The following is a 1,137-nucleotide window of genomic DNA, read 5'->3' as shown; positions in this document are numbered from 1 at the left end:
GGGGAGAGCGACTGTCTTGCTGGTCAAGCGTTTTGCCATGGTTTTTCGTCCCGGATGATGGCGTTGAGGATGGTGAGCAGTTTTCGCATGGTGGCCACGATTGCGACGATCTTGGGTTTTCCGCTTTCGACGAGGCGGTCCCTGAACGCCTTGAGCACGGGGTTGTGACGGCTGGCGACGAGGGCTGCCATGAACAGGGCAGCCCGCACCTTGCCCCGGCCGCCGCCGATGAAGCTCTTGCCTTTCCATTTGCCCGATTGCCGGGTCCAGGGCGCAAGTCCCGCCAGCGATGCGATCTGCCGCCGGTCGAGCGTGCCCAGTTCCGGCATCTCGGCCAGAAGCGTGCGGGCGATTATCGGCCCGACACCAGGCACCGAGATCAGCAGCGTCTCGCGCACCCGCCACACCGGTGACTTGCGGATGTGGTCGTCAAGGTCGGCATCAAGGCTTTTCAGTTCCCGCCTGAGAGCGACAAGCAGCCGCTTGATGCTTTTCCTCGCCTGCCCTGCCAGCACCATGCGATCCCGGTTCTCCTCGGCCGTGATCATCTGCACGATCTGCCGCCGACGCGCCACAAGCTCTTGCAAGGCCTGGGTTTCGGCATCCCGCAGCGGCCGGATCTCAGGCTTGGTCGCGGCCACGAAGGCTGCGATCACCGCCGCATCGATCGGATCGGTCTTGGCCCTGCGGCCGAGCGCATTGGCGTAGGCGCGCACCTGCGCCGGATTGACGACGATGACGGCGAGGCCGGCGCCCGAAAGCCCCGCCACCGCCAGGGTCTCGTAGCCGCCGGTGGCTTCGAGCGCCACCACATCGGCGCCGAGGCCGGCGAGCCGCGTCAACAGGCCATCGATCCCGGCATGGTCATTGCAAACGAAGAAGCTGTCGCCCGACGGCGTGACATGCACATCCAGACGATCCTTCGAGACATCAATTCCAACGATGATATCCATCTTATCCCATCCTTGCCTAAACGGACTTTGCTTGCTCAAGCGGCCCTGGCGACTGTTCGGGTTCGATGGAACGGCGGACGGAGACCCTGGCTCTCCCACGGGCTTGCTGGCCCAAAGGTGGTTCGGTCTTCCATCCGCCACCGCGGGATACACAATATCACACGCGGCGGAATTCAAGTTACAA

The 1,137-nt window shown here is 63.7% G+C and carries 1 protein-coding gene; it reads right to left on the bottom strand.

All coding sequences use genetic code 11. The features are described from left to right. Positions 1-23: 23 nt before the first annotated feature. A complete protein-coding gene (locus tag LL06_RS24345; RefSeq protein ID WP_035533211.1) occupies positions 24-953 on the bottom strand; it encodes an IS110 family transposase in 930 nt (309 codons plus the stop codon). Between the last annotated feature and the right edge of the window lie 184 nt (positions 954-1,137).

It is taken from the genome of Hoeflea sp. BAL378 (assembly GCF_000759435.1).
Taxonomy (GTDB): Bacteria; Pseudomonadota; Alphaproteobacteria; order Rhizobiales; family Rhizobiaceae; genus Hoeflea.
This window is presented reverse-complemented; position numbering and strand designations above follow the sequence as displayed.

Coding starts and splice junctions, on each gene's coding strand:
- LL06_RS24345 (WP_035533211.1), bottom strand. CDS start 953: ATGGATATCATCGTTGGAATTGATGTCTCGAAGGATCGTCTGGATGTG.